The organism is Chryseobacterium lineare (assembly GCF_977014045.1).
Genome location: NZ_CDRNIQ010000001.1, coordinates 172,681 through 197,967 on the forward strand (window position 1 = coordinate 172,681; position 25,287 = coordinate 197,967).

The window sequence follows — 25,287 nt, forward strand, 5'->3', positions numbered from 1 at the left end:
CGATCCTGTTTTTTATTAATGATAAGATTTAAATAACTTTTACAATAAAATAATTTTTCTTTCCTTTTTGAAGTAACAAAAATTTACCGTCAATAAGATCAGTTTCATTAGCTATAAAAGTATCGTTTACCTTTTGCTTATTCACAGAAATTGCATTGCCTTTGATTTCTCTTGAAGCTTCACTTTTAGATTTTAAAAAACCTGATTTTTCCGAAAGAAGATCAATAATATTTATTCCCAAAGCATCAGCTTTTGCGATCTCTTTCTGTGGAACTCCGTCAAAAAGTTCAAGGAAAATTTCTTCATCCAGACTCATCATATCTTCAGCAGTTGAACGTCCAAAAAGAATTTCAGAAGCTTTCAGGGCTTTTTCATATTCTTCTTTTCCATGAACCCAAACCGTTACTTCTTCTGCCAGTTTTTTCTGAAGTTTTCTTTCGTTTGGAGCGGTTTTATGTTCTTCAATTAAAGCTTCAATCTCTTCTTTTCCTAAGAAAGTGTAGAATTTGATAAACCTTTCAGCATCATCATCTGTAGCATTCAGCCAGAATTGGTAGAATTTGTAAGGCGAAGTTTTCTTTTTATCCAGCCAGTAGTTTTCCCCGCTTTCTGATTTTCCGAATTTAGAGCCATCAGCTTTAGTAATTAAAGGAACAGTTAATGCAAATGCTTCTCCCTGAGCTTTTCTGCGGATTAATTCTGTACCTGTGGTGATATTTCCCCATTGATCAGAACCCCCCATCTGAAGCTTTACATTATTGTTTTGATATAAATGCAGGAAATCATATCCCTGGATAAGCTGGTAGGTAAATTCTGTAAAGCTCATTCCATCTGCTCCGGATTCTCCTGAAAATCTCTTTTTCACAGAATCTTTAGCCATCATATAGTTCACGGTAATATTTTTTCCTACGTTTTTTGCAAAATCAAGGAAAGAAATATTTTTCATCCAGTCGTAGTTGTTCACCAATTCTGCCTTATTAGGCTCGCTTCCTGAAAAATCAAGAAATCTTGACAATTGATTTTTTAAACAGTCAACATAATGAAGTAGCGTTTGTTCATCAAGAAGATTTCTCTCTGAAGATTTTCCTGAAGGATCACCGATCATTCCTGTTGCCCCGCCTACCAATGCGATAGGTTTATGACCATGCTGCTGAAAATGAGCAAGAATTTTTATCTGAATAAGACTTCCGATATGTAAAGAATCTGCGGTAGGATCAAAACCGATATAGGCAGTTGTCATTTCCTTATCCAGTTGTTCATCCGTTCCGGGCATCATGTCTGCAAAAAGACCGCGCCATTTCAATTCTTCAATAAAAGAGTTCATTATTTTTAACTTTAAAATTTAGTGTGCAAAGATAATCATTTCAGGGAAATAAGGACTAAAGGAACATCTGTCATTTATAACTCATGTAAACTGCAATTTCTTTTTTAGGAGCTTTTTCCTGCTCTCCGCACTCGCTATTTTTTGATTTCGGCGCGGCAGCGAAGCTGCCGCGCCGAAATCAAAAAATGAGCTCAGACAAAATGCTTCGATCAAGGCTAAACTTCAGTCAGTAATACAACTTTACAGAAAAATTCATTTAATGTCATGCTTTGTATTTTCAGCTGAAAACGATTATATTTGTTATTAATGAACGACGAACAATTATTCCAGCTTATTGCTAAGGCAAAGGAAAAAGACCAGAAAGCTCAAACCAGGCTCATCAACGTTTTTTGGGTTAATGTTTTTTCTTTTGTAATGAAAAAAGTTCATGATGAAAATGATGCAGACGAAATCACGGTGAATGTTTTTTCTAAAGTTTTATCAAAGCTGGATATGTATGATCCTCATTTTCAGTTCAAAACTTGGGTGCTTACCATTGCCCAAAATACCATTATTGATTTCTGGAGAAGAAAAAGCCGCGAAAACCAGGATCCTACCGAAAATCTGGAAGAAGTAAAAAACCAATACGCAAAATCACCGGAAGAACTCATGATTTCCGATGAAGAACAGAAAAAGATCATTAAAACCATTGAGTCTTTGGATGTCAATTACCAGGATATCATCAGGCTGCGATTCTTTGAAGAAAAAAGCATTAAAGAAATTGCTGAAGAATTAGGAATTTCTGTTGCGAATACAAAAGTTCGTGTTATGCGAGCCAAGAAAGTGTTGGCAGAATTGTTGAAAAACAATGAATTTAATGATAATTAACTGATTTTTAAGTTTACAGATAAATCGTTTCCTTCGTTTTTGGCAAAATAATTTTTCTTCGGTCCTTTAGATTTCTGTTTTGAAGATTGATTTTTAATCCTTTCTTTACAAAAATTTCCTTTTTGGATTTTCCGTATTCCTTGGTATTTTCAACTTCTTTTACAAAGGTTAATTGGCCTGTAGACAGATTAAAATCAACATCTGTCGAGTACTCTTCAGGCTTTCCGCTAATGGATGAATAACCTATTAATTCAAAATGACCATTCTGAAATCTGTATTTATCCGTATATCCCCATTTCCAACTGCTTCCGCCAGCCTGAGTAATCATTAATATCCCATTTTTAATCTCCGTTGTCTGGTATGGATCGCCCATCATTCCGCCGTCTCCGCTGCTGAGTATTGCATTTCTTGATTTTTCAAGAATGGCCCATTTCCCATTAACCTTTTTTAATATCTGTATTTCTCGGATATTTCCAAAATCGGTGCTGTCTTTTGTATTGTAAATAATGACTTTTTCCGGAATCTTGTCTCCATCAAGATCGCCATCCACGGTTTCAATGATGGTTGAACCTTCAGGCTGAAGTTCTTTTTGCGCAAAAGAAAATATGCTGAATAAGAATAATGAGAAGCAGAACAGATTTTTCATAAATAAAATTTGGATTCTTAAAATTACAAAATTATATGTTTCATCAATCTCTGTCTTTGATTGTTTCGATAAAAAAATCACTAACTTTGACCCTCAATTTGAGAGTACATGGAGGATTTAATTCAAAATACAACTGTTCAGAAACCAAAATGGATCCGTGTAAAACTTCCTACCGGTAAGAATTACAGAGAACTGCGAACTTTGGTTGATAAATATAAATTAAATACAATCTGTCAGAGCGGGAGTTGCCCGAATATGGGAGAATGTTGGGGAGAAGGGACAGCAACTTTCATGATTTTAGGAAATATCTGTACCAGAAGCTGTGGATTTTGTGGTGTAAAAACCGGAAAACCGCTTGATGTAAACTGGGATGAACCTGAAAAAGTGGCCCGTTCAATAAAATTAATGAAAATCAAACATGCTGTTTTAACCTCGGTTGACCGTGATGATTTGAAAGATATGGGTTCAATTCTTTGGGCTGAAACTGTAAATGCAGTTAGAAGAATCTCCCCGGGAACAACAATGGAAACATTAATTCCGGATTTCCAAGGAATTACAAAACATATCGACAGATTAGTTGATGTAGCCCCGGAAGTGATTTCACACAATATGGAAACGGTAAAACGCCTTACGAGAGAAGTAAGAATCCAGGCAAAATATGAAAGAAGTCTTGAAGTTTTAAGATATCTGAAAGAAGCCGGACAAAGAAGAACGAAAACCGGTGTAATGCTCGGTCTTGGTGAAACAAAAGATGAAGTTTTTCAGACTATTGAAGACATCAGAAATGCAAATGTGGACATTATTACTTTAGGACAATATCTGCAGCCTACAAAGAAGCATCTTCCTGTAAAGAAATTTATCACCCCTGAGGAATTTGATGAATTCGGAGATTTTGCAAGAAGTCTGGGATTCAGGCATGTGGAGAGTTCGCCCTTGGTGAGAAGTTCTTATCACGCAGAAAAACATATTCACTAAAATATAAATCGCTTCATTTAAGAAGCGATTTTTTTAACACATAAAAGTTGAAATCATAGCAGACCAGTTAATGGCTGCTTGATTATTAATTGGATTAAGTGTTTATCTAAAGATTCACTTTTATCTGAAAATTAACTTTATGTTCTTTCTTGATTTATATTGAGTTTAAATTTAATGCAAAAGGTTAATATAGTGGAGATTTAAATCATTTTGGTTAAAGTATAAATGATTATCTCTGCCGAATTTTGCACCTCTAAGAAAAGATAATGAAAATAGATAAAAAAATATTACCTCTGGCGATCGGCGGGCTTGGAATAGGCACAACAGAGTTTACTATAATGGGGCTGCTTCCTGATATGGCAAAAACATTACAGATAAGCATTCCCGAAGCGGGACACCTGATTTCTGCCTATGCTTTCGGTGTTGTGGTCGGTGCGCCTTTACTGATCGGATATTCGGTAAAGTTTCCTCCAAAAAAAGTATTAATGGCTTTGATGATCATTTTTACTTTATTCAATGCGCTGTCTGCAATGGCACCCGACTATACAACGATGATGATCATCCGTTTTCTTTCCGGTCTTCCGCATGGAGCATTTTTCGGAGTAGGAACAGTGGTTGCTGCCAGAATGGCGACAAAAGGCAAAGAAGCTTTTAATATTTCATTAATGTTTACCGGACTTACGGTTGCCAATCTTGCGATGGTTCCCTTAGCAACCTATATTGGTCACACTTTTCATTGGAGATGGTATTTTGTTATTGTTTCTGTGATAGGATTACTGGCTTTGCTATTTCTAAAACTCTGGCTTCCCGCTATGGAAGCCAATAAAGACACTCATTTTATGGAAGAGCTTAAGTTTCTTAATAAAAGACAGGCATGGATGGTATTAATGATTACTGCGATTGGCTTTGGCGGCTTATTTACCTGGTTTAGTTATATTACGCCGCTTATGACTATTGTTTCAGGAATAAAAGAAAGCTATATGGCCTATGTAATGATTCTTGCCGGAGCCGGAATGGTGGTCGGTAATCTTGTCGGTGGCTATTTATCGGACAGGCTGAGCCCTGAAAAAACATGTTCTTTGCTGTTGTTCTTGATGTTGATTTCATTGGCCGGAGTCTTTTTTCTTTCGGAGTATCGTAATGTTTCGCTTGCTCTTACCTTTGTCTGTGGAGCATTATCAATGTCCGTTGCTGCGCCGATTAATATTATGATGATGAAAGCCGCCCCGAAAAGCGAAATGATGGCTGCTGCTTTTATGCAGGCGGCATTCAATATTGCCAATGCGATGGGAGCATTTCTTGGAGGAATTCCTTTAGAAAAAGGTTATAGTTACAACTATCCTTCACTTGTTGGAGTATTCATGACGATTATAGGTTTGGTAATCAGTATAAGATATAAATATCTCTACGCCTCAAAAACAAATAGTGAAACTTTACCTGAATGTGTTTCCTGCGAAAAATAAAACAAAAAGTACCATCTCTAAAGACGGTACTTTTTTACTTTTATAATAGCGTGCTTATGCTTCTACTTCATTTCCGTTTTTGCACCAGTAAAGCGCATTGTAAAGATTTCCTTTGGGGAAAGACTTAAATTCTCCCGGCATCATTACACTGAAAATATCAGTAAAGTTCTGCACGCCCTCTTTGTCTGTAACAATAGCGGTTCTGTTCCACTTTGTTAAATTCTTTAATCCTAAAAGCGCATCCTGCAGCCAGGCTCCCATGGTAAAATTATCCAGATCAGTATCGAGATACAATAAATAGTTGAGTTCATTGAACTGATCTACTTTTTGCTTTACCCTCGGAATCACCAGGTTTTCAAAATCTTCTTTCGTTACTTCTCCCGTTGCATTAAAAGCCGCAACATTTTCCGGAGCTTCTGGAATAATCGTTATCATATTGTAATATTTTATTGTGGTTTAGATTTTAGGTTGATAACAAAAAGTAAACCATTATTAATATTGAGTTAACAAAAGATTTAAATCTCTGAAATAGGTGGTATGTTATCCGTCTAAATTCAGTACAGGAATTATTAATATGAGTTTAAGGCATTATTTTTGAAGTTTTAGGATACCACATAAATTTTTCTATTATGAAAACTCTTCAGAAAATTGCCATTCCCGTTTCGTTGGGAATTATAGGATTGCTTATCTTAAACTCATGTTCCGTAGGAATTCCCAAAGGGGCAACAGCGGTTAAAAACTTTAATGCCGATAAATATCTGGGAAAATGGTACGAAATTGCCAGATTCGATTATAAATTTGAAAAAGATATGGACAACGTTACCGCAACATATTCTAAAAATCCGGACGGAACCATCAAAGTTGATAATAAAGGGTACAACTATGTAAAAAAAGAATGGAAAGAATCAATCGGTGAGGCCAGATTTGTGAATGAAGAAACAGAAGCCCGTTTAAAAGTTTCATTTTTTAAACCGATTTGGGCTGGTTATAATGTTGTCGATATTGATGATGACTATCAATATGCACTGGTGATGGGAAACAGCTTAAAATATCTTTGGATCCTTTCCCGAACCAAAGAAATCCCTGAAAGTATCAGACAAAGATTCTTAGAGAAAGCCAAAAAAGTTGGATATAATACAGATGAACTCATCTGGGTAAGACATAATTAATTACCATTATTCATAAAGTTTGTCATTCTGAACGAAATGAAATGAAGCGAATAATCTACTTTAATGTATGATTCTTCCTTCGTCAGAATGACAAACCCAATGAATTTAATTTAAACCCTTATACTCCTTCCATTCCTCAAAACGATAATCGATGATCTGTTTCATCAGGTCATAATTTTCGTATGTATCTTCAATATGATAGAATGTTTCGTATTCGTAATCATTTTCTTCTGCCTTAGTATCAAAAAGATTCACGTAATCATCGGCAAATGAACTGAATTTGTTGCCAAAATCCGTTTCATCTTTATAGTAATCTTCAGCAAAAGCATTCCCCATAGAATTGAGATATGATGAGAACTTCCCATCCATTGAATCTATTACAAATTCTGCACCGGTGATATCTCGACGTTTTAAGCGTTCGATTTCCTCTTGTGAATCTTCAAGCAGTTCCTGTGATACCAAACCTTTATCAATACACCAGTTGAGAAACATTCCGGTGTGGGTTGCCCCGTTTTTTTCAGGCAGACCTTCCGGAAAATCTCCGCCGTAGTGCCATGAAGCATCATCATATTTAGACATATCTTTAATTATAGTTGTAAACAATTTTAGCCAAAAATAGAAAAAATCAATTTATATTGCCGGTCATGGAGAATTTTCCGTCATTTGTGAAGAATTTTTTTCAATATTAATATATGAAAGATGCTGTTCTGATTACTATTGGTGACGAAATCCTTTCGGGAAATACCGTAGACACCAATTCCAACTTTATCGCGAACGAATTAAAAAATATAGGCGTAAGAGTTTCGCAGATAATTACAATCTCAGATGAAATTGAAATCATTAAAAATACCATTAAATCTGCCTTTGAAATTGGTGATTTAATCATCACAACCGGAGGCTTGGGACCTACAAGAGATGATAAAACCAAAAAAGCCATCGCTGAATTTTTCAATGACGAAATTACCCTCGATGATGCAACCTTCAATCACCTCAAAGCGTATATGGAGCGACGCGGGCGTATAGAAATCCTGGAAAGGAACCGCGAGCAGGCTTTTGTTCCTACAAAATCAAAAGTTTTTCAGAATCATTACGGAACGGCGCCCTGCATGATGATGGAGCAGGACGGAAAACTGCTGTTCAGCCTTCCGGGAGTTCCCTATGAAGTAAAACCACTCATCAGGGATCAGATTATCCCTTATCTTCAACAAAAGTTCAGCCTGAATTATATTTCTTCAAGAATCGTTTCCGTAGTGGGAATTCCCGAAAGTATTCTGGCTGACACCATCGAAGACTGGGAGCTGGCTTTGCCACAGAATCTGTCACTGTCGTATCTTCCTGTCGGAACCCGCGTTAAACTGCGTCTCACCGCAACCGGCGAAAATGAAACGCTTTTACAGCAACAGCTTGAAGAGGAAATTCAGAAAGTAATGCCTTTAATTAAAGATAACGTTATTGCCACTTCAGAAGATAAAATTGAGAAAATACTGGCTGAGATCTTATCGGAGCGAAAACTGACAGTTTCAACGGCAGAAAGCTGTACGGGCGGTGAGCTCGCGAAAATGATAACCTCAAATTCAGGAAGCTCTGCTTATTTTCTTGGAGGAATTGTTGCGTACGCAACAGAAAAGAAAATTGAAATTTTAAAGGTAAAAAAAGAAACGGTAGAAGAATTTACGGTTGTTAGTGAACAGGTCGCTGCCGAAATGGTGGAAGGTTGCCAGAAATTATTCAACACTGATATTGCATTGTCTACAACGGGTGTTGCCGGTCCGGGAAAAGGGGAAGATGGTAAAGAGGTGGGAACTGTTTTTTATACCATTAAAGTTAACGAAAAAGTGGTAACCTCAAAACTCTATATGCCGCATCTGGATCGTCTGGATTTTATGTATTTTGTATCGCAGAAAGTAATTCAGGATCTTGTCGGGATTTTAATCTCTGAGAAAAAAATTAAATAAAATATTTTAAAAACAGAAAAATTTTAAAGTAACAAAAGTTAAATAAAACATACATATTGTATAAATTGTAATTATAATGAAAAAATTAACGCTTTCTCTGCTTTTGGCAGCAGGGATTTGTTCACAGAACGTGAACGCGCAAACTTCAGACAAAGGATTGGATCTTAGTCTGATGGATAAAACCGTTCGTCCTCAGGATGATTTCTATAACTACGTGAGCGGAACATGGATGAAAACGGCTAAAATTCCTTCTGATAAACCGACTTGGGGAAGTTTCAACAAGCTGGCGGAAGATACGGATAACCATTCCATGACCATTCTGAATTCTTTACTTAAAGATAAATTTGCTGATGGTACGGAAGGTAAAAAAATCCAGGATCTATACGCTACCTACATGAATATGCAGAAGAGAAATGCAGACGGAATCAAGCCGATTCAGGCAAATATCAATAAGATCGACGCCATCAAAAATCTTACGGATCTACAGAATTACCTTACTTCCGTTACAAAAGACGGAGAAAACGTTTTCTATGGCTGGGGCGTAGATGCAGATCTTAAAGATTCTAAAATGAATGCGGTGTATTTAGGAAATGCAACGTTAGGTTTAGGAAGAGATTATTACCAGAAAGTAAACGATAAAAATACAGAAGCTATCGCAGAATACACAAAGTATGTAGCTTCTATGCTGAAAGAATTAGGATACAAAAATGCCGATGCAGCAGCAAAAGGTATTGTAGATTACGAAAAAAGCATTGCTCAGACCTATCTTACCAACGAGCAAAGCCGTGACAATACGCTTCAGTACAATCCTAAAACAATGCCTGAGCTTTCTGCTTTGGTGAAGAATATAGATCTTCCGGGATACCTTAAGAAAGTAGGAGTAACAACTGACAAAGCGATTATCGGGGAATTGGGATACTACAAAAACTTGGATAAATTTATCAGCACTCAGAATCTTCCTGTGATCAAGGATTATCTTAAATTCCACATGATCAACGGAAGCGCTTCTTACCTAAGCGAAAAACTGGGTGATATGAGATTTGCTTTTTATGGTAAATATTTAAGAGGGCAACAGGAGCAGAGAGCTTTGAACAAGAGAGGGTACGAATTAATCAACGGAACGTTGGGAGAAGCTTTCGGAAAATTATATGTTGAAAAATATTTCCCTGCAGAAGCCAAAGCACAGATGGTGGAGCTGATTGATTATTTAAAGAAAAGCTTTGCCGTACACATCAATAACCTGGCTTGGATGTCTTCTACAACAAAGGAAAAAGCAATGCAGAAATTAAATAAATTCACTGTAAAAGTTGCATATCCTGATAAATGGAAAGATTATTCTAAATTAACGATCGTTCCTGAATCTAAGGGAGGAAATCTGTATTCAAACCTTCAGAATATTACAGAATGGCAGTACAATAAAGATTTGGCTAAAATCGGAAAACCGGTGGATAAATCGGAATGGGGAATGACACCACAAACGGTGAATGCCTATTACAACCCGGTAAACAACGAGATTGTATTCCCTGCCGCTATTCTTCAACCGCCTTTCTTTAATCCTAAAGCTGATGCCGCAGTGAATTTCGGTGGAATCGGTGCTGTTATCGGTCACGAAATGAGCCACGGATTTGATGATTCCGGTGCACAGTTCGATGCAGACGGAAACCTTGTAGACTGGTGGACTCCGGAAGATAAAGCCAATTTTGAAAAAGCAACAAAAGCGCTGGCAGCTCAATACGACAAATACGAGCCGGTAAAAGGAACTTTTGTAAACGGAACTTTTACAAATGGAGAAAATATTGCTGACTTAGGTGGTGTAAACATCGCTTACGATGCTCTTCAGATGTATTTGAAAGATAAAGGAAACCCTGGAACTATCAGCGGATACACACAGGACCAAAGATTCTTCCTAAGCTGGGCAACCGTTTGGAGAACGATGTCTAGTGAAAAATACATGATCAACCAGGTGAAAACAGATCCACACTCTCCGGGATATTTCAGAAGTTTCGGACCTATCATTAATGTTGATGCTTTCTATAAAGCATTCGACGTGAAGCCGGGAGATAAATTGTATAAAGCTCCTGCAGACAGAATTAAAATCTGGTAATCATTACCGAAAATGCCAAAACCGTTCAGCAATGAGCGGTTTTTTGTTTCTCTTATTTTTCAGCTTACGCTGGCAACGAAATTTCTGTAACGCTATTCATCACATCAATAGGAACGGGCTTTAGCCCGTTTACAAGAGATGAAATCTACATATGGGCTTCAGCCAAAACTTATTTCCTGTGTATCATTAAATCTCTTCGGTAGCATCCGTTAAATTTAAATATTGGTCAGTTAAGTTTAATGAAGAAGATCTTTTTATATCACATTCTTTCTACGCCTATTGAATAAATAATCGGTCTACCTTGGCTTTGTCTTGCAGGATTTTATCATTTACGGTTTATGGTTAATCACTTATCATCAAAATTTGTATATTTGATAAGTTTGTGTAAAAATCAAAAATATTTTTAATGAAAAAGTTAAATATCGGAATACTGGCCTTCACCGGGCTTGTATTTTTAAGTTCATGTGGTACAGCAAAAACAGCAGATACGCAAAAACCGGAAACCGTGAAAGAAGTTGTTGCAGAGCCGGCAAAAGAGGAAATGAAAGAAGAAGGGATCAATTTATCTTATATGGATAAATCTGTACGTCCGCAGGATGATTTTTTTAGCTATGTAAACGGAAATTGGGTGAAAACCACTCAGATTCCATCAGATAAAGCGAGCTGGGGATCTTTCAATGCACTGAGAGAAAATGTAGATGATGCTTCTTTGGACATTTTAAATAAAATTTTATCCGAATCTTATCCTGCAGGTTCCGAAGGACAGAAAATCCAGAATCTTTATGCCTCATTTATGGATACAGGTAAAAGAAATGCAGAAGGCCTGGCACCTATTAAAGGTGATTTGGCTAAAATTGATGCCATCAAAAACCTTAATGATCTTCAAAAGTATCTGCTTGAAGCGACTAAATTGGGCGACAATTCTTTCTACGGATGGAGAGTAGGCGCAGATATGAAGAATTCTAAAATGAATGCAGTATATCTTGGCGGTCCGGATCTTGGTTTGGGAAGAGATTATTACCAGAAAGTAAACGAAGCCAATACCAAAACCTTAGCAGAATACCAGTCTTATATAGGAAAGCTCTTTGGCGTTTTAGGATATAAAAATACTGAAGCTTCAGCAAAAAATGTAGTGGATTTTGAAAAGCAGCTGGCTAATTATTTATTAACGCTTGAACAAAACAGAGATGCCAATTTAAGATACAATCCGAAAAATGTCTCTGAATTGCCGGCTTTGGTGAAAAATGTGAATCTTCAAAAATATCTTAAGGATGCAGGGGTAAATACAGATAGGGTAATCATCGGAGAACTGAAGTATTATCAGAATATGGACTCTTTCCTTACCCAGAAAAATCTTCCGTTGCTAAAGGATTATCTTAAATATCATTTAATTAATGGTAATGCAAGTAATCTGGACGAAAATCTTGAACAGATCAGATTTGATTTCTATTCTAAATATCTGCAGGGACAAAAAGAGCAGCGTCCGATGAACAAGAGAGGACTTTCCCTTGTGAACGGAGTTCTTGGTGAAGCTTTCGGTAAACTGTATGTAGAAAAATATTTCACTCCCGAAGCCAAAGCACAGATGGAAACGTATATTGATTATATCTTAAAATCATTTAAACAGCACATCAATGATATGGACTGGATGTCTCCTGCCACGAAGGTGAAAGCTCAGGAAAAATTATCCAAATTCACGGTAAAAATCGCTTATCCGGATAAATGGAAAGACTATACTCAATTAAAAGTAGAATCTCCGAAAGCCGGTGCCACATTATACTCGAATCTTCAGAATGTTTCTGCCTGGCAGTACCAGAGAAGCCTTGATAAAATAGGAAAACCAGTCGACAAAACAGAATGGGGAATGACTCCGCAGACGGTAAATGCATATTACAATGGATCCAACAATGAGATTGTATTTCCTGCGGCGATTCTTCAGCCTCCGTTCTATAATCCTAAGGCAGATGCAGCGGTAAACTTTGGCGGAATTGGCGCGGTAATCGGTCATGAGATTTCTCATGGGTTCGACGACAGTGGTTCCAGATTTGATGGTGACGGAAACCTAAATAACTGGTGGACAGATGAAGACCGTAAGAACTTCGATGCTAAAGTAGGTGAGCTTGCGGCGCAGTACAGCGCTTATGAGCCTGTGAAAGGAAGTTTCGTTAACGGTAAATTTACCAGTGGTGAAAACATCGGAGATTTAGGTGGAGTAGCGGTTGCTTACGATGCACTTCAGATGTATCTTAAAGATCACGGAAATCCGGGGTTAATAAGCGGTTTCACGCAGGATCAGAGATTCTTTATGAGCTGGGCAACGGTTTGGAGAACAAAATCTACGGATCAATATATGACCAACCAGGTGAAAACAGACCCACATTCTCCTGGAGTATTCAGGGCATTCGGTCCGTTAGTGAATCAGGATGCATTTATTAAAGCATTTGATATCAAACCTGGCGACAAAATGTACAAAGCTCCTGAAGACAGAATAAAAATTTGGTAAACAAGCCAAAAATTGTTAGAAACGAAAAACGCATCAGAAATGGTGCGTTTTTTTATTTAATTTTTCCTAGTTTAGTAATCGTAAAATGTTGATTTTTGATTAATATTTGTCATTTAAATTAAATATTTCAAGAAAAATCTTAACAAAATTTTGTATGTTACAGTTTTTTTTTAAATTTAAACATTGGATTGGTCAGTTATTTGATGCTGATAAATACAATTCACACCAAGATAGAAAATCTCAAAATAACAATAATATGGCAATGTTTAATTATGGCGTTGGCGGAAACGAAGTGAAAGTAGACGCTAATGAAGCTATTCAGAGCATACAGGAAAATAAGTCGCTGATCGTGAGCCAGCTTACTACAGACGAGTCTTATGTTCCTGAAATTGTAACCGGTCTAAAGACTGTGGATGACGTCTTCAAACATTTCCAGCCTTCTGTGAGTGTTCAGCACCAGACGGAAGATGGCAGTGTAGTAGAAGAGGAATTCCGTTTTCAGAATCTTGCGGACTTCACCCCAAAAAATCTTACCCAGAAATCAGCGTATCTTCAGCAGCTCAGCATGGAGCAGGAACAATACAATAAAATTGTACGTCAGCTGAAAACCAATAAAATTCTGCGCAATATGCTGGAAAACGATCAGACGAGAGCTGCGTTTATCGAAGTATTAAAGGAAGTGGCCCAAGAACTTGAAAAATAATCTAAAGACTTACATTAATCATGGATAGTAAATTACAGGCAGCTGAAAACCAACAACAGGGACAACAGCAACACGCAGGGCAACCGAAGGGCAACCCGCTTGCCGAACTCAATAAAATAGGTGGTTTCGGTTTTGTAGAATCCGTTGTAGACGGTATCGCAAACATGAACCCTACAAGAAAAGCCAGGAAAGAGATATTCCTTAATGATGGTAATAAAGAAGAAGAGAGAAAAGAGCTTCTTCAAAAAATAAATCTTTGGATGAACCTCCTGGAAGGCAATGATTCGGCAGATAAAATGGCTGAAACGTGCAAATCTAAAGCTCAGGCAGCAGACCAGAGTTTAAAATCAAATCTTAAGAATACATTAGATGCGGTACGTCAGCTGGAAACTAACTACAGAACTGTAGCTCAGTTTTATAAGAATACAGAACTTGATAAAGTAGACAACGTAAGTATCGTTAATGCAAGCCTGGATCAGGTTTCGGATCTTGATAATCCATTATTTATTGACGCGATTGCAGAAGAATTTAAAAACTATTACGACCGTCTTGATCTTAGGGATAACTATTCGATTTTAGCAATTCCGGGGTATCTTGGATCAAATAAAGTCATCGAAAAATGGGCGAAGATCTGTAACGAAAACAAAGTAATGATGGTTACCGACTTTGCCAATCTTGATAAGCCGGATGATGTTGTCGATCTGTTTCACTCTGCAAATCTTACAGGTGGTGAACTACACAGAAGTAATGTTATTATGACGTGTAACTGGTTGGTTGGCCGTGGAAGAGCTGAAGAAGTGGGAGAGGAAGAGAATGTAGAGCTTCCGCCATCAACTTCACTGGCTGGAAAAATCCATAAAACACTGATGTCTCAGGTGGCAGCAGGTAAAAAGCATGGTAATATTAATGAAGTTGACGCTGTAAAATTCGAATTAAAGAAAAGCGAAATTTCACAACTGGAAAAAATGGGACTTGTTCCGATGGTGAATGAATACGGTAAGATCATGGCATTTTCAGCAAAAACATTGTTTACGGGTGATAATATCGGTCTGCAGACATATTCTGTTGTCCGTGTATTTGATTATGTAACAAAAGTTTTATTGGATTTCCTAAACAGAAGAGCTTTCGAAAACTGGAATGCAAAGAACGAGGATGATCTTAGAAGACAGATTGTTCAGTTCCTGGACAATATCAAAGGTCCGGATAAACTGATCGAGAAATTTAAAATTGTTCGATTTGAACAGGACAGAGTCAACAAAGACAGAGTATGGCTTGACATCCGTCTGACACCGTACTTCCCGACAAAGAGTTTCGTGATTAAACTTGACGGTCACAAAGGAGACGATGGAAATGAGTGGGATGCAGAATACGCACAGGAATAAAATATATCATTAATAAAAGCCGATGCATTTTTACATCGGTTTTTTTCTATCAAATCACTAAATATTTTAATATGAAAGGCAGATTATTATACTTTTTGCCATTACTTATTTTTGTTTCCGGTTGCGAGGAAAAAAAACTTCAGCAGGAACACAAAATCGATCTTTTTGCAGACGAACGACAGGAAGGTAAAGCATATATTATGAACGAACAGGAATGTTTTGATGCGAGTGATCTTGTTATTTCTACTTCAGATATTAAGCTGTCCGATAGCTCTAAAGGCCGTGGACGTGCAGTTTTTATCTATAAAATAAAATCCGGTGAAGTGCTAAAAACAACCAGAGATTCTATTGTTAATTTTCCTTTGCAGATTTTGTCAAATCAAAGACTGAAACTGAAATCTCCCATGTACGCTTATCTTAAAAAACTTGAAGGCTACCGATTTATTGCAAAAGACAAACATCTGAAATATCAATGGCTTAAGGCTGCTCCTGTCTATCCGGTGAAACAGGAAAATTAAATTATCTTTGCAGCATTAATGAAGAAGAACTTTTGGAAAAAATAAAAAATTCAGATTTCAGACCTATCGGCGATAAACTTTTGGCCTGGTATAAAACCAACGCCAGAGATCTTCCGTTCCGGCAGACAAAAGATCCGTATAAAATATGGATTTGTGAGATTGTTTTTCAGCAGACAAGAATCAATCAAGGTCTGAATCACTACAATAATTTTATTGCAAGATTTCCGGATGTTAAAACACTGGCGGAAGCTGAAGAAAATGAAGTTTTACTCTATTGGAAAGGATTAGGATATTATTCAAGGGCCATAAATGTTCATAAAGCGGCGCAGCAGATCATGAACGATTATCATGGAGTTTTTCCTCATGAATATGAAGAGATTCTGAAGCTGAAAGGTGTCGGAAAATATACAGCCGCAGCAGTTTTCAGTATTTGTTTTGAAGGTAAAATTCCTGCGGTGGACGGAAATTTCTACCGTGTTCTCAGCCGTATTTTTGCAGATGATTTTGATATTTCCAATTCACGGGCTTTCAGTTATTTTTCTGAGCTGGCACATTTAATATTACCGGATAATGTTGGAGATTTCAATCAGGCGATGATGGATCTGGGATCAGAGATCTGTAAACCGAAAAATCCGCTATGCAGAGAATGTCCGTTAAATAGCGATTGTCTGGCTTTTTCAATGAATAGGGTTTCCGAATTTCCGGTTAAAACAAAAAAAGTAAAGGCAGCAGATTTAGATTTAAAATATTATTTCGTTCACCGAAACGGACAGTTTTTAATTCAGCAGAGAAAAGATGATTTCATCTGGAAAAAGTTGTTTGAATTTCCGCCTGAAATTTCCGATGAGCTTATTCCTTTTATTAAAAGTGTGAAAATGATCAGCCATAAATTAACCCATAAGAATTTGAGCATAGAAATTTTTAACGTTGAGGTAGATTCTGAAGAAGTTTGGGTAAAATTTATTAAAGAAAATCAATACATTACAGCAGATGTTGAAGGTTCACATGAAATGTCTTTCCCAAAACCTTTGGAAAATTATATTGAAAGTTATAATTCAGCATACAGAATCTTGTAAAATAAAAGAAATATTTATCATATTTCTTTGCTGAGTGAAACGCGTTTGCGAACTCAGAATATGCATAACAATTGCAACAAAATCTTTGCGAGCTATGCGTTAAAAACAAATTTCCCAAACAAAATTTAATTCCAATTTCAAAACTCATTGAAATCCTGAAATTTGTCTTCCTAAATCTAAAATCTAATTTGTACTTTTGCAAAATGTTTAAAAACGCCTTTTTTATTTTTGCGGCCTTACTTTTGGTATCTTGCGGAAAAGATCCTGTCCCGAAGCCGTATGGTGAGCTTCGCCTGGAATATCCTGCACCGAAGTATCAGAAGTTTGAAAACAATTGTGCCTACACATTTGAATACTCTGATTTTGCAAAAATAACAGATGCCAAAAGACCTTGCTGGTATTATCTGAACTACCCGAAAATGAAAGCAAAAGTCTTTGTGACGTACTATCCGATTAAAAACGATTTCGCGGCACACATCCAGGAAGCTGAAAAAATGGTTTACGAACATACAATCAAAGCAAGCTCAATCGATACCAAGTCATTTGAATATCCTGACAGGAAAGTCTATGGAAATTTTTATGAACTTAAAGGGCAAAGTGCTTCAAACCTTCAATTCTACATTACAGACAGCACGAGACATTTTGTAACGGCTTATTTATATTTTAACACAAGACCAAAGCCTGATTCTTTGGCTCCTGCAGTAGATTATATCAAAAAAGATATGAAACATCTGCTGGACACATTTGAATGGAAAAATTAATTTACTTTAATATACTTTGAAAATAATATGAAACTTTTAGTTGTAGGAAGTGTTGCATTCGATGCAATCGAAACACCATTTGGGAAAACAGATAAAATTTTGGGAGGTGCAGCAACATATATCGGGATCACTTCATCTATTTTGGGTGTGAAATCCGGGATTGTTTCCGTAGTGGGAGGCGATTTTCCTCAGGAGCATCTGGATATGTTTACCGATAGAGACATAAATATCGAAGGGATCGAGATCGTAAAAGAAGGCAAAACCTTTTTCTGGTCTGGTAAATATCACAATGACCTTAATACAAGAGATACACTGGCAACAGAAGTGAACGTCCTGGAAAACTTCGATCCTAAAATTCCTGATTCTATGCAGGATGCAGAGATTCTATTATTAGGAAATCTTCACCCGGGCGTACAGCTTTCAGTTCTTGAAAAAATGCATAACCGTCCGAAATTAGTTATTCTTGATACTATGAATTTCTGGATGGATAGTGCCTGGGATATTTTAATGGATATGATTGCCAAAACAGACGTTATCACCATTAATGATGAAGAAGCAAGACAGCTTTCCGGAGAATATTCTTTGGTAAAAGCAGCCAAAAAGATTCACGAAATGGGTCCTGAATATGTCATTATCAAAAAAGGAGAGCACGGGGCTTTGCTTTTCCATGACAGTAAAGTATTTGCGATTCCTGCATTGCCATTGGAAGATGTATTTGATCCTACCGGAGCGGGAGATACTTTCGCCGGTGGTTTTGCGGCTTATCTGGCTAAAAAAGGTAAGATTGATTTTGAAACCATGAAGTCTGCATTGATCGTAGGTTCTGCAATGGCTTCTTTCACCGTTGAAAAATTCGGAACAGAAAGAATTCAGGAAGTAAATGAAGCAGATATGTTCGCAAGATTAAAACAATTTAAAGAATTAACGACTTTTGATGTCGAACTACAGTAAATACGTCTTTTTTAAGAAATATTTATAATAAAAAATTTAGTGTAATTCGTTAAGAATTCTAAATTTGCAACTTGTTTAAAATAGTAAAATGATAAATAAACTTAAGATCACTTTTCTTTTTGGAATTTTCATCATGTTGTTCGGTGCAAATACAATGAATGCGCAGTTGAAACAAGGAGATTTAGTGGATGGTATTTCTGCTGTAATTGGTGATGAAATTGTTTTGGAATCTGATGTGAACGAACAGATGAACTACGCAAAACAGCAGGGAGCTTCTAATATAGATAAGTGTGAGTTTCTGGAAAACCTTCTCAACAACAAACTTCTCGTTTACGAAGCAAAAAAAGATACATTAATTGATAATCGTTCTGCGGCAATCAAGGAGCAGGCCAATGCAAAATATCAGCAGTTGCTTTCCCAGTTTCCAGATGAAAAAACCATGTTGGCTGCCTATAAGTTCAGAAACGGATACGAAATGAAAAATGCGATTGAAAAAATCGATACGGATCAATATTACGGACAGGCAAAATATCAGAGAATCACTGAGAAGGCAGACGTTACTCCTAATGAGGTAACTGATTTCTACAATATGTACAAAACTCAGCTTCCTGAAGTGAAAGATGAGGTTTCACTGTCGCAGATCATGATGTTTCCTAAACTTACGGAAGCGCATAAAGAGGATCTGATCAACCGACTGAAAAAAATAAAGAAAGATATCGAAGGAGGAGAAAGCTTCGAAAGCCAGGCTAGAATTTATTCTGAAGATCCGGGGTCAGCATCAAACGGAGGTCTGATGAAAAATATTTCTAAAGGCCAGATGGTAAAACCTTTTGAAGCAGCAGCTCTGAATCTTCAGGAAGGTGAAATTTCCGATCCGATAGAATCCGAATTCGGATATCATATCATCCAGCTGGTAAAAAAATCAGGGAAGATCTATGATGCAAGGCATATTCTTTTAATGGCAACGCCTACCGATGATGAAATAAAAACGGCAAAAGTGAAATTAGACAGTATCAGAGGATTAATTATTGATGGTAAAATAAGTTTTAAAGATGCTGCTTTTAAGTTTTCTGATGATAAAAGAACAAAATTTAACGCAGGGGTAATTGCTGGTGCAGACGGTTCCAGTAAAATAGAAAGGGAAACCGTTCCGGGAACCATCAGCTATGAATTGGCAGGTCTTAATAAAGGTGATATTACCAATGCTTTTGATGATAAAGATGAAAGAGAGAGAAAGGTTGTAAAGATCATTAAAATGGAAGACGTAATCCCTGCACACAAGATTACGCTGGAAACTGATTATGACAGAATCAAGCAATTGGCACTCAACAAAACAAGAAATGAAATGCTGGAAAAGTTTGTAAATTCAAAACTTCCGACAACATTTATTTCGATTGACAGCCGCTATGACAACTGCGCTTTCAAAGGGAGATGGAAGAAAGATTCAATGAAAAAATAATACACGACCTTCAGATTTTTCTGAAGGTTTTTTTTGTTTAAAACTTATATAAAATCCCAGGTTTTAGTATTTTTACCATATGAGCAATTTTATAGATTTTAATTCAGCAAAAAAGCTTCACGAAATGCAATCCCAGCAAAATAAAATTACGGAACTATTTAATATACAATATCCAATCATTCAAGGTGGGATGATTTGGCATTCCGGATGGAAATTAGCTTCAGCGGTTTCCAACTGCGGTGGTCTTGGCCTGATCGGGGCCGGAAGTATGTATCCTGATGTTTTAAGGGAAAATATTCAGAAATGTAAACAAGCCACTGATAAACCTTTTGGCGTGAATGTTCCGATGCTTTACCCGAATATTGATGAGATCATACAGATCATTTTAGAGGAAGGTGTGAAGATTGTTTTTACCTCGGCAGGCAATCCTAAAACGTACACCGAAACTCTTCAGAAAGAAGGATTAAAGGTGGCGCACGTTGTTTCATCTACAAAATTTGCCATGAAATGTGAAGATGCCGGAGTGGACGCTATTGTAGCTGAAGGCTTCGAAGCAGGAGGTCACAACGGACGAGATGAAACCACAACGTTCTGCCTTATTCCCAATGTAAAAAAACATATTTCAAAACCATTGATCGCAGCAGGAGGGATTGCCTTAGGGGCCCAGATAAAAGCTGCCATGATCCTTGGGGCCGACGGTGTACAGATCGGTTCGCGTTTTGCCGCTACGACAGAGGCAAGTGCGCATGACAACTGGAAGAAAAAAATAACGGAACTTCAGGAAGGGGATACTCATCTTACTTTGAAAGAGCTTGCCCCCGTAAGAATGGTGAAAAATAAATTTTTCAATGAACTGGAAGAGATTTATAATATAGGAAGAAATAAAGAGTCGCTTATTGCTTCTTTAGGGCGCGCAAGAGCTAAACGCGGAATGTTTGAAGGTGACATGGAAGAGGGCGAACTGGAAATAGGACAGGTTTCGGCATTGATTGATGAAGTACTTCCCGTAAAAACAGTTTTTAAGAATTTATTACAAGAATTTGAGGCGGCCAAAATACCTTCATTTTGATGCTGATAAAGTCAAAGGGTCTTATTCTGAGTAAAAAGGCTCTACGTTTATCCTAAAAGGTTTAATGACGAAGTAAAAAGGTCCGTGATCCGAGCAAAAAGGTTAGAAATTTAAGCAAAAAGGTTCGGTGATGGTGCAAAAAGCTTCGTGATCCGAGTAAAATGGTCGGTGATCTGAGTGAAATGCTCAAAATTAGATCTGGAAATGCTTATTAAGGAAGAATATTTATCGTCACATTTACATAAAAAAAGGGAACTTAAAAAGTTCCCTGATTTGCTTCTATAGCCTGTTTCAGTTCTGCCCAGCCACCGCCGTTGTACCCTTCTTTCAGACCTTGTGCGTTAAGATATTCCAAAGCTTTTCCGCTTCTGTTTCCGCTTCTACAGAAAATGATCACTGGTTTTTCGATAGAAAGAACCTCATCTTGTCTGTCCTCCACTTCACCTAAAGGAATATTTTTAGCACCGTCTATACTTCCGTCCATTTCAAGCTCCATTGGCTCCCGAACGTCAATTAATTCATAATTTCCTGATTTTAAAACTTCTGATAAAGACATAATTGTATTAATATTTTAGAGTTAATTTTTTGAAAATAAATTATTGTAGAATGTTATACAGCAATTCAATCCCAAAGCTCAAACAAATTTATAAAATAATCTTAGTTTTGCAATGTAAAAATCATGAATTCAAACGCGGAAAAATATTCACAGTTGATAAAAGCCAGGGCAAAAAGTTTTGGCTTTCAAAGCTGTGGTATTTCCAGAGCTGATTTTTTGGAAGAAGATGCAAGACCATTGGAAGAATGGCTGAAGAATAATTTTCATGGCGAAATGAAGTACATGGAAAATCATTTTGATAAAAGACTGGATCCCAGATTGCTGGTAGAAGGTTCAAAGTCCGTGATTTCCCTTTCTTACAATTATTTCCCCGAGGAAAAGATTTCAACGCTAGACAACTTTAAAATTTCCAAATATGCTTACGCTGAAGATTATCATGAAGTGATAAAAGAGATTCTGAGAGACATGGTTTCGGGGTTGCAGGAAGAGATCGGCGAATTCGGATTTCGGGTTTTTGTAGATTCTGCACCTGTTTTGGAAAGAAGCTGGGCGAGAAAATCAGGGATTGGATGGGTCGGTAAAAATGCCAATCTGATTACGAAACAGAATGGTTCATTTTATTTTCTGGCGGAGATCATCTGCGATCTTGAATTGATTCCCGATCATGAAACAACAGATCATTGCGGAACATGCCGAAAATGTATCGATGCATGCCCGACAAGTGCCATTGTTTCTGAAAAGCTGATCGATGGGAGTAAATGCATTTCTTACGCAACAATAGAGCTGAAAAATGATATTCCCGATTATTTTAAAGATAAAATGGATGACTGGATGTTCGGGTGTGATGTTTGCCAGGATGTCTGCCCATGGAACAGGTTTTCTGCACCTCATCACCAGAGTAAATTTAAACCTAATGAAACATTGAAAAATTTTAAAAAAGGAGAGTGGAAAGAACTTACTCAGGAGTTATTTTCAGAGATATTCAGAAAATCACCCGTAAAAAGAACGAAGTTTGCAGGGTTGAAAAGGAATATTGAATTTATTGAAAAGACGTCAGATAAACTCTGATTTTTTTTGGGGATAAAATCCTGTCTGGAACTTTTCAATTTCCAAAATAAAAAGGGTAAACAGCCATTCCTTAAATTTAATATTTAAAGAGGTTAAGATTTTAAAAGGTAAAGGTCAAAAAAAAAGACTTTCAGGAGATTATATCTCACCAAAAATCAACGTTTTTTCTGTACTCTTTTTGGAGCCACTTTTACTCTTATTTTAAATCTTTTGTTTGATTTGGAGTTTTTCTGCATATTTGTGAACATTTTGTACTTAAATTTAAATAAAAATTAGTTTAAAACAAATACTTTTGAGAAAATTAATATTAAATTTTATTAACTATCATTAAAAAGCTGGCTGTGAAAAAAATGTTGTTTATCATTCTTAAAACTTTAGGAGTCATTGTAGGAATTGTTGTATTGTATGTAGCTTTGGGATATCTGCTGCCTTTTATTGAAGTTTCGGCGAAAGATGATGGTCAGAAGAAAGAAGTTCCGGTTTATATCTACACCAATGGGGTGCATACGGACATTGTGATGCCTGTGAAAAATGACCTTCACGACTGGAGCGCTGAAGTTCCGTTTTCTAATACAAGATCTCAAAAGACTGACTACCAATATGTCGGGATAGGGTGGGGCGATAAAGGGTTTTATCTTGATACGCCTACGTGGGCAGATCTTAAATTCTCAACCGCTTTCAAAGCAGCCTTCTGGCTTAGTGAATCTGCTATGCATTGTACATACTATGAAACGATGAAGGAAGGTGACGACTGTAAAATGATCATGATCAGCAGAAATCAGTATACAAAACTGGTAGAATTTGTAGAAAATAAATTTGATAAAGACCAAAACGGAAATTTTATTCTGATTCCCACAAATGCTGTCTATGGAAATAATGACGCATTTTATGATGCCAAGGGGAAATACAGTTTTCTTGATACCTGTAATACCTGGGCCAATAATGCTCTGAAGGCAGCCGGACAAAAAGCAGCACTCTGGACTCCTACAGATACCGGAATATTTCTACATTATAAATAATGCGGAGAATATTTTGTACTGATTGCTTTTCTTTCTGTGTTGATTTCCTGTAGGGAAATATAATTACTTACAATATTTTGGTACTTAATAAGAACTTTCCCTGCTGGTTCTCCGGATGGATGGGGTTGCCTGCCGTTTCAGACAAAGCAATGAAAGAAATCGACCCAATGCTTCAGGAAACTTCAAAACCTGTTCTGATGTGATATACCATTAAACTTTCAATGTTTAATAGATAAAAAATAATATTCTATCATTGTGATAATTACATGGAATTTTCACATTGAAATTTTTTAAATAATGAAAATTTAATATTTAATTTTTATTTTTGTATTCTTTTATTAATAGGGGTTTATGTAAAATAACTCTACTTTTAAGAATTAGAATTATTAATTAAAATTTAAAATTAAATCAATGAAGAAATTTCTACATTTTGCAATGGTGTGTGGTGGACTTATGTTTTCAAAAGCACAGACTTCCGTGACGGCGAGTAATTATGCTACAGGCCAGAATGCCACTTATACTTTTAATTACACCACGACACAAGCGATAGGTACAGGGACTGCTAATCCCAATGTGTTTTATTTCTCGAAACCCGGAGCGTATCCTTCTTTAACGACAGTTTCAGGAGGAAATAATCTAGGTTCGCATATTACTTTTAAAGTGAATGGGGTTACTTATCCTTGTAATATAACATTTGGAAGCGTTGGCGGATCATGGAGCAGTGGCATACAGCTTTCAACAGGTGGTGCAACAATGGGAATTGCCATTCCTGCCGGTGCCCAGATACAGGTTACCGTAACGGGACTTTTGAAAAATCCTTCTACTTCAGGAACTTATAATCTGAATTGGATTACTGCCAAAGCTAATGGAGCCATAGTGGAAAGCTTCAGCTTCCCGGTTACTATTGCATCCACTCTTGCAGCTACAGAAGTTTCTGATAAAAAAGATGAAGCGAAAATTTATCCGAATCCTGCTTCTGAGTTTATAAAAGTTTCTGGTTTAAAGAAAAATGAGAAGTACACGATCTTTAGCGTTTCAGGAGAAAAGATAAGTGAAGGATCAGTTTCGGTAAATGAGCAGATCAATATCCAGCATCTTAATAAAGGATTATTTTTACTGAAGCTTGAAAACGGACAGGTAAGTAAATTTATCAAAAAATAATACACAAGGCCACTTTTTATAAAGTGGTTTTTATTTTAATGCTGTAAGCCTGGAATGTGGTATTTTTATTGCATTTCCAAATAAAAAAATAATGAAACACAGACTCTTTCGCGAACAGCAATTGAATTGCAACATCGATACGGCCTGGAAGTTTTTCTCTTCTGCGGGCAACCTCTCCAAAATTACTCCGGAAGATATGAATTTTGTTGTACTGACGAAATTTGAGAATGATGAAATCTATAAAGGTATGACCATTGATTATTTTGTCTCGCCACTGTTCGGAATTAAAATGAAATGGAAAACTGAGATTATACAGGTTGATTTCAGAAAGAGCTTTACCGATTTTCAGAAAAAAGGTCCTTATAAACTTTGGCATCATCATCATGAATTCATAGAAAATGAAAATGGTGTTTTGATGAAAGATACGGTTGATTATGAACTGCCATTCGGCTTTTTAGGCGAGATTGCCCATAAGCTTATTGTTAAAGATAAGCTTCAGCATATTTTTGATTATCGGTTTAAAGTATTGGAGGAACGTTTCAATCAACACAAATAAGG

The 25,287-nt window shown here is 36.7% G+C and carries 25 protein-coding genes; 20 read left to right on the forward strand and 5 right to left on the reverse strand.

What is annotated here, in order from left to right:
- Positions 1 to 28: 28 nt before the first annotated feature.
- Positions 29 to 1,324 (reverse strand): tyrosine--tRNA ligase, encoded by a 1,296-nt coding sequence (gene tyrS / locus ACWNCI_RS00765; RefSeq protein ID WP_449386774.1) that lies wholly within the window; start codon positions 1,322 to 1,324, stop codon positions 29 to 31.
- Positions 1,325 to 1,630: 306 nt separating this feature from the next.
- On the opposite strand from tyrS, the gene ACWNCI_RS00770 reads away from it, so the two are divergent.
- Entirely contained in the window at positions 1,631 to 2,191 is a 561-nt protein-coding gene (locus tag ACWNCI_RS00770) for an RNA polymerase sigma factor (protein WP_449386775.1), read from the forward strand.
- 13 nt (positions 2,192 to 2,204) lie between these two features.
- Here ACWNCI_RS00770 and ACWNCI_RS00775 read toward each other — a convergent pair whose 3' ends face one another.
- On the reverse strand, positions 2,205 to 2,837 hold the full coding sequence (locus ACWNCI_RS00775) for a hypothetical protein (protein ID WP_449386776.1): 633 nt from the start codon (positions 2,835 to 2,837) through the stop codon (positions 2,205 to 2,207).
- A gap of 108 nt (positions 2,838 to 2,945) precedes the next feature.
- On the opposite strand from ACWNCI_RS00775, the gene lipA reads away from it, so the two are divergent.
- Both lipA and ACWNCI_RS00785 read left to right on the forward strand, forming a co-directional pair.
- A complete protein-coding gene (lipA, locus tag ACWNCI_RS00780) occupies positions 2,946 to 3,812 on the forward strand; it encodes a lipoyl synthase (protein ID WP_346986098.1) in 867 nt (288 codons plus the stop codon).
- 266 nt (positions 3,813 to 4,078) lie between these two features.
- Positions 4,079 to 5,275, forward strand: coding sequence for an MFS transporter (locus ACWNCI_RS00785; RefSeq protein ID WP_449386777.1), 1,197 nt, complete (start codon positions 4,079 to 4,081; stop codon positions 5,273 to 5,275).
- A 54-nt stretch (positions 5,276 to 5,329) separates the two neighbouring features.
- Here ACWNCI_RS00785 and ACWNCI_RS00790 read toward each other — a convergent pair whose 3' ends face one another.
- Positions 5,330 to 5,710 (reverse strand): SpoIIAA family protein, encoded by a 381-nt coding sequence (locus tag ACWNCI_RS00790; RefSeq protein ID WP_346986096.1) that lies wholly within the window; start codon positions 5,708 to 5,710, stop codon positions 5,330 to 5,332.
- A gap of 194 nt (positions 5,711 to 5,904) precedes the next feature.
- Here ACWNCI_RS00790 and ACWNCI_RS00795 point away from each other — a divergent pair, with 194 nt between their 5' ends.
- Positions 5,905 to 6,444: a lipocalin family protein gene (locus ACWNCI_RS00795; protein ID WP_346986095.1), complete on the forward strand. Its 540-nt coding sequence runs from the start codon at positions 5,905 to 5,907 to the stop codon at positions 6,442 to 6,444.
- A 105-nt stretch (positions 6,445 to 6,549) separates the two neighbouring features.
- On the opposite strand, the gene ACWNCI_RS00800 is transcribed toward ACWNCI_RS00795, so the two are convergent.
- On the reverse strand, positions 6,550 to 7,023 hold the full coding sequence (locus tag ACWNCI_RS00800) for a DUF7832 domain-containing protein (RefSeq protein WP_449386778.1): 474 nt from the start codon (positions 7,021 to 7,023) through the stop codon (positions 6,550 to 6,552).
- A gap of 113 nt (positions 7,024 to 7,136) precedes the next feature.
- Between ACWNCI_RS00800 and ACWNCI_RS00805 the strand changes: the two genes are divergently transcribed.
- The 11 genes from ACWNCI_RS00805 to ACWNCI_RS00855 all read left to right on the forward strand — a co-directional run bounded on the left by ACWNCI_RS00805 (position 7,137) and on the right by ACWNCI_RS00855 (position 20,925).
- Positions 7,137 to 8,399, forward strand: coding sequence for a CinA family nicotinamide mononucleotide deamidase-related protein (locus ACWNCI_RS00805; RefSeq protein ID WP_449386779.1), 1,263 nt, complete (start codon positions 7,137 to 7,139; stop codon positions 8,397 to 8,399).
- 76 nt (positions 8,400 to 8,475) lie between these two features.
- A complete protein-coding gene (locus tag ACWNCI_RS00810) occupies positions 8,476 to 10,503 on the forward strand; it encodes a M13 family metallopeptidase (RefSeq protein ID WP_346986093.1) in 2,028 nt (675 codons plus the stop codon).
- Between the two features lie 406 nt (positions 10,504 to 10,909).
- On the forward strand, positions 10,910 to 13,006 hold the full coding sequence (locus ACWNCI_RS00815; RefSeq protein ID WP_449386780.1) for a M13 family metallopeptidase: 2,097 nt from the start codon (positions 10,910 to 10,912) through the stop codon (positions 13,004 to 13,006).
- 256 nt (positions 13,007 to 13,262) lie between these two features.
- On the forward strand, positions 13,263 to 13,709 hold the full coding sequence (locus ACWNCI_RS00820; protein WP_449386781.1) for a type VI secretion system contractile sheath small subunit: 447 nt from the start codon (positions 13,263 to 13,265) through the stop codon (positions 13,707 to 13,709).
- A gap of 20 nt (positions 13,710 to 13,729) precedes the next feature.
- The gene (locus tag ACWNCI_RS00825; RefSeq protein WP_346986090.1) at positions 13,730 to 15,091 is read left to right on the forward strand and encodes a DUF5458 family protein; all 1,362 of its coding nucleotides are present in this window, start codon (positions 13,730 to 13,732) and stop codon (positions 15,089 to 15,091) included.
- A gap of 71 nt (positions 15,092 to 15,162) precedes the next feature.
- Positions 15,163 to 15,609, forward strand: coding sequence for a hypothetical protein (locus ACWNCI_RS00830; protein WP_449386782.1), 447 nt, complete (start codon positions 15,163 to 15,165; stop codon positions 15,607 to 15,609).
- A gap of 32 nt (positions 15,610 to 15,641) precedes the next feature.
- Positions 15,642 to 16,685: an A/G-specific adenine glycosylase gene (gene mutY, locus ACWNCI_RS00835; RefSeq protein ID WP_449386783.1), complete on the forward strand. Its 1,044-nt coding sequence runs from the start codon at positions 15,642 to 15,644 to the stop codon at positions 16,683 to 16,685.
- A 203-nt stretch (positions 16,686 to 16,888) separates the two neighbouring features.
- Positions 16,889 to 17,446 carry a gliding motility lipoprotein GldD gene (gldD, locus tag ACWNCI_RS00840; RefSeq protein WP_449386784.1) on the forward strand — a complete coding sequence of 186 codons (558 nt, stop codon included), beginning with the start codon at positions 16,889 to 16,891 and terminating at the stop codon, positions 17,444 to 17,446.
- Positions 17,447 to 17,473: 27 nt separating this feature from the next.
- The gene (locus ACWNCI_RS00845) at positions 17,474 to 18,397 is read left to right on the forward strand and encodes a PfkB family carbohydrate kinase (RefSeq protein WP_449386785.1); all 924 of its coding nucleotides are present in this window, start codon (positions 17,474 to 17,476) and stop codon (positions 18,395 to 18,397) included.
- Between the two features lie 88 nt (positions 18,398 to 18,485).
- Positions 18,486 to 19,856, forward strand: coding sequence for a peptidylprolyl isomerase (locus tag ACWNCI_RS00850; RefSeq protein ID WP_346986086.1), 1,371 nt, complete (start codon positions 18,486 to 18,488; stop codon positions 19,854 to 19,856).
- 79 nt (positions 19,857 to 19,935) lie between these two features.
- Complete coding sequence (locus tag ACWNCI_RS00855; RefSeq protein ID WP_449386786.1) at positions 19,936 to 20,925, forward strand: NAD(P)H-dependent flavin oxidoreductase; 990 nt, start codon at positions 19,936 to 19,938, stop codon at positions 20,923 to 20,925.
- Positions 20,926 to 21,181: 256 nt separating this feature from the next.
- Here the strand turns inward: ACWNCI_RS00855 and ACWNCI_RS00860 are convergent, their stop codons facing one another.
- Positions 21,182 to 21,481 (reverse strand): rhodanese-like domain-containing protein, encoded by a 300-nt coding sequence (locus ACWNCI_RS00860; protein WP_449386787.1) that lies wholly within the window; start codon positions 21,479 to 21,481, stop codon positions 21,182 to 21,184.
- Positions 21,482 to 21,604: 123 nt separating this feature from the next.
- Between ACWNCI_RS00860 and queG the strand changes: the two genes are divergently transcribed.
- The 5 genes from queG to ACWNCI_RS00885 all read left to right on the forward strand — a co-directional run bounded on the left by queG (position 21,605) and on the right by ACWNCI_RS00885 (position 25,285).
- Positions 21,605 to 22,549: a tRNA epoxyqueuosine(34) reductase QueG gene (queG, locus tag ACWNCI_RS00865; RefSeq protein ID WP_449386788.1), complete on the forward strand. Its 945-nt coding sequence runs from the start codon at positions 21,605 to 21,607 to the stop codon at positions 22,547 to 22,549.
- A gap of 341 nt (positions 22,550 to 22,890) precedes the next feature.
- Complete coding sequence (locus ACWNCI_RS00870) at positions 22,891 to 23,568, forward strand: TIGR02117 family protein (protein WP_449386789.1); 678 nt, start codon at positions 22,891 to 22,893, stop codon at positions 23,566 to 23,568.
- Positions 23,569 to 23,645: 77 nt separating this feature from the next.
- A complete protein-coding gene (locus ACWNCI_RS00875) occupies positions 23,646 to 23,771 on the forward strand; it encodes a hypothetical protein (RefSeq protein WP_449386790.1) in 126 nt (41 codons plus the stop codon).
- A gap of 208 nt (positions 23,772 to 23,979) precedes the next feature.
- Positions 23,980 to 24,729, forward strand: coding sequence for a T9SS type A sorting domain-containing protein (locus tag ACWNCI_RS00880; protein WP_449386791.1), 750 nt, complete (start codon positions 23,980 to 23,982; stop codon positions 24,727 to 24,729).
- A gap of 91 nt (positions 24,730 to 24,820) precedes the next feature.
- Positions 24,821 to 25,285, forward strand: a complete 465-nt coding sequence (locus ACWNCI_RS00885) for an SRPBCC family protein (protein WP_449386792.1) — start codon at positions 24,821 to 24,823, stop codon at positions 25,283 to 25,285.
- Positions 25,286 to 25,287 lie beyond the last annotated feature (2 nt).